The sequence below is a fragment of the Thermoanaerobaculia bacterium genome, assembly GCA_035260525.1.
Classification (GTDB): Bacteria; Acidobacteriota; Thermoanaerobaculia; order UBA5066; family DATFVB01; genus DATFVB01.
In genome coordinates this window covers 1-4,094 of the sequence record DATFVB010000344.1, presented here as the reverse complement: position 1 = coordinate 4,094, position 4,094 = coordinate 1, and the positions used below count along the sequence as shown (strand labels likewise).

Below are 4,094 nucleotides of genomic sequence, written 5' to 3'. Positions count from 1 at the left end.
CGGAAGGACCGTGCTCGACCTCGACGAAAACATCGTCTTCTACGCCGACCCGGAGCCCGCGGCCGTGATCGAGGCCGAGCGCAAGGCGCGCGGCCTCGCCGACCGGACGGTCGTTCGCGTGGTGGCCTTCGAAGACATTCGAACCCACGCTCGTCTCGGCCGGACCGCCGAGGCGGCGCGCGGCCGACCCATCCGCAACGCCAATCCCGACAAGGACACGCCCCTCTACCGGCTGCTCACCTGGTCGAAATTCGAGGCCCTGGCTCGTACGATCGACGCCTCGCCGTTTCCGATGGAGCGGGCGGCATGGCTCGATTTCGGCATCGGCCATGTCGCGCGCGCCAAATACTGGCCGGTCGAGCGACCCTTTCGCCGGCTGTCCCGGCGCATCCGGCTCCTGCGGCTGCGGCCGTTCACCGGCGCCTCGCTCGGAGAGCCCGACGAGTACTTCTCGTTTCTCCGCGGGTTGGTGGGCGGCGGCTTGATCGGCGGCGGCCCGGCGGAAGTGAGCTGGCTCTGCGACCGCGTCTTCGAGGAGGTGGACCGGGCGCTCGCCGATGGATGGGCCCCTCTGGAAGAGCAGGTCATTCCGCTCATCGCCGCGCGCGACCCGGACGCTTTCGAGTTCTACGCGGGAGATTATTCGCACATTCTCGACAACTACTTCCGGCCCCACGGCTCGGCCGAGAATCTCCTCTTCCAGTTGCGCGTCTATCGAAAGGCCGGCGAGCTCGCCGCCGCCCGGCGCCTCGGCGGGGAAATCGTCGCGAGCCTGGATGAGGGCTGCTTCGACGCGGATTCCGCGACGACCGCGGCTCTGGTCGGCGAGCTCGCGCTCGTGAGCGGCTGAAGGTCGGGCGCCGCACATCTCGACCGCTCGTGGCAAAAGTCTTGCTACTCTTCCGGCGATTGCCCATCACTCTCCAACGGAGGCGTTCATGAAAAGGATCGGAGGTCGGTTCAGATTCTTTCCCCACGTTCTCGTCGTCGTCGCCGTTGCCGGCGTCTGGTGGCGAGCCGCGGCCGACCCGAATGCCGGAGCGCCGGGCGAGCGGCCTACCCTGGCGGCGCATATTTCTCAGGCGGACATCGATGCCGGGAAATACGCGTTCGCCCGCCTCTTCGACCTCGGACAACTGTTGTTCGAAGAGCCCTTCAACCAGCTCGACGGCGCCGGACGGCCCGGCGCGACGGGCAACAGCACGCCGACCCGGCGTTCCGACCCTTCTCCCCGGTTCATGCGCACGTCCGGTCCCGAGGCGATCTCCTGCGCCGGCTGCCACAACCAGCCGTTCGCGGGCGGCGCGGGAGACTTCGTGGCCAACGTCTTCGTGCTCGCGCAGAACCTCGATCCGGTCACCGACAGCGTCGGGGCGGCGACCTCCGACGAGCGGAACACTCTCGGCATGAACGGATCCGGAGCCATCGAGATGCTCGCGCGAGAGATGACGGCCGAGCTCCAGGCGGAACGCGCCGGCGCCGTGTCGCAGGCGAAGGCCTCCGGCTCCGTCCGGACCGTCACCCTGGCGTCAAAGGGCGTTTCCTTCGGATCGCTGGCCGCGCATCCCGATGGGACCGTCGACACTTCGGGGGTCGAGGGCGTCGACGGGGACCTCGTGATCAAGCCGTTCTCCCAGAAAGGGGTCGTGGTTTCCCTCCGCGTGTTCACGACCAACGCGTTCAACCAGCATCACGGCATGGAAGCCACGGAGCGGTTCGGCGTCGCGTGCACCGGAACCGACGATTTCGACGGCGACGGCGTGAAAGACGAGCTCTCGACGGGAGACATCACGGCCGCCACGCTCTTCCAGGCGGGCCTCGGGGTCCCCGGGCAGGTGCTTCCGGACGATCCCGCCCAGCGAGACTCCGTGTCGCGCGGGGAGCTGCTTTTTTCGCAGATCGGATGCGCGTCGTGCCACGTACCGCAGATGACCCTGCAGCATCCCGTCTATTCCGAGCCCGGCCCGTACAATCCCATCGGGAACCTGCAGCCCGCCGGCGTCTCGCAGCCGTTCACGATCGATCTCACGCGCGACCTGGTAGGGCCGAACCTCGAGCGCCAGCCCGACGGGACGGCGATCGTGCGCGCCTACACCGATCTGAAGCGCCACGTGATCTGCGACGACCAGCATCCGCACTTCTGCAACGAGCAGGTCGCGCAGAACGGCGTCCCACCCGACGAGTTCCTGACGCGCAAGCTCTGGGACGCAGGGAACACGGCGCCCTACGGACACCGGGGAGACATCGACACGATCGGAGAGGCGATCGCCGACCACGGCGGCGAAGCGACGGCCGCCCGCGACGCGTTCGCCACTCTCCCGTTTCCGAGCCAGGCGGACCTCTGCCTCTTCCTGAAATCCCTCCAGGTGCTTCCGATCGGCGTCCGCCTGCCGAGAATCACGGGTCGACAGGCCCTCGAGGCTTCGAGCCTCCGCGTTCAGATGTCGCAGGGAAGCGCGCTGCAGAAGCAATGAAGCCGCGATCCGGGCGGCGCTTCTCGATCGCACCGCGCGGCGCGAAGTTTCACAGGGACGCGCCCGCCGGCCGGCGGTTTCCGTGAGCTCGTTCTATCGACTTGCGGACGAAGCGGAGGAGCGGTTCTCGAGGACTCTCGAGGACGGGTTCAGCGCTGGTTGCCGGAGGCGGCCGCGGTTCCGGCCGGTTCGGCCGACTTCGGCGCAGCGGGGGAAGGCTCGGATCCTCCGGCGGGCGTCTGCGGCGCGGTCGCGACGGGGGCGGAGGATGCCGGTGCCGGCTCGATTGCCCTCGACGGCGCCGCGGGCGCGGCATCCGCGGTCGCGACGGAGGGCGCCGGGGTGACGACCGGCTTGCCCAGGGCGGCGAGCAGCGTCGCGCCCGGCTTCTCGATCCCGAGCTCCTTCCGGAGGGCGTCGACGTCAGCCCGAGCGACGTAGCGATCGAGGTTCCGCCACCACGAGGAGTGGTGATAGCCGCCGTCGTCCATCTCGCGGATCGCGTCTTGCTTGCTCCACCCTTCCACGACGACGCGATAGAGAGCGACCAGGGCCCCCGTGCGATCGGCGCCGAGATGGCAGTGGACCACGATCGGACGGTTCGCGGGATCGGCCATGATCCGGAGGGCCTGGAGCACGCGGTCGTCGCGCAGGCCGAACGCCGTCATCGGAACGTGGAAGAGCTTGAGCGCGCTTCCACGGGCGAGGACGTCGTCGCCGGGCGACTCGACGTCCAGCACCGTCTTGACGCCCAGAGCCGCGAGCTCGTGGAACCCGGCGGTTTCAGGCCGGGCGCTGCGGTAGAGGTCCGGCTCGACCCGATAGAGGTTTTCGACGTTCTTCGCCGTGACGGCGACGGCCCACGTGGCGGGCCGTGCCGCCGGCGGGGTGGCAAACGCGGGCGCGAGACACGCGGAGAAAACGAGGAGGAAGGAGAGAACCCGGCGCCTGATCATCGCTTTGAAGGGTAACGCGATCCGGGGTGCGAATCTTCCCGAAATTCCGCCCGGAGGTTTGTTCCGGAAAAATGGTCATCGAGCAAAGTTCTGGTAACGATCGGCCGCGATACCTGCCTATATTCGTTGCATGAAAAAAGCCACGATCGTGGCCGTCGCCGTGCTCGCCGCATCCGCCGCTACGACAGCGACCCCCTCGAAGTGCGGGACGGCACCGACCATCGATTTCATCTTCCGAACCTTTCAGACACACCCGCTCGTCCTCCTCGGGGAGCAGCATCGACGCAAGGAGTTCCACGAGTTTCTGCAGGCCCTTCTGCAAGACCCCCGCTTCCTGAGAGCGATCGACGACGTCGTCGTGGAGTTCGGGAACGGGAAGTACCAGTCGGTCATCGATCGATATGTGTCGGGAGCCGCCGTCGACGACGGCGAACTGCAACGGGTCTGGCGCGACACGACGCAGATCGTCACTTGGGACTCTCCCGTCTATCGCGACTTCTTCCGTTCGGTCCGCGCGTTGAACGCGCGTCATCCGCATCACCCGGTGCGGGTTCTGCTCGGGGATCCTCCGATCGACTGGTCCACCGTCCGGACGGCCGACGACTACGGCCGGTTCGCCGACCGGGACCGCTTCTTCACGAACGTCGTCGAACGGGAGGTCCTC

General features: G+C 67.8%; 4 protein-coding genes. 3 read left to right on the top strand and 1 reads right to left on the bottom strand.

What is annotated here, in order from left to right; genetic code table 11:
• The coding region (locus VKH46_16345) for a WlaTC/HtrL family glycosyltransferase (GenBank protein HKB72409.1) at positions 1–850 on the top strand (850 nt) is incomplete at its 5' end.
• Positions 851–938: 88 nt separating this feature from the next.
• Complete coding sequence (locus tag VKH46_16340) at positions 939–2,474, top strand: di-heme oxidoredictase family protein (protein ID HKB72408.1); 1,536 nt, start codon at positions 939–941, stop codon at positions 2,472–2,474.
• Positions 2,475–2,623: 149 nt separating this feature from the next.
• On the opposite strand, the gene VKH46_16335 is transcribed toward VKH46_16340, so the two are convergent.
• Positions 2,624–3,430, bottom strand: coding sequence for a tyrosine-protein phosphatase (locus VKH46_16335; protein HKB72407.1), 807 nt, complete (start codon positions 3,428–3,430; stop codon positions 2,624–2,626).
• A 130-nt stretch (positions 3,431–3,560) separates the two neighbouring features.
• Between VKH46_16335 and VKH46_16330 the strand changes: the two genes are divergently transcribed.
• A partial coding sequence (locus tag VKH46_16330) for a hypothetical protein (GenBank protein ID HKB72406.1) occupies positions 3,561–4,094 on the top strand: 534 nt, incomplete at its 3' end.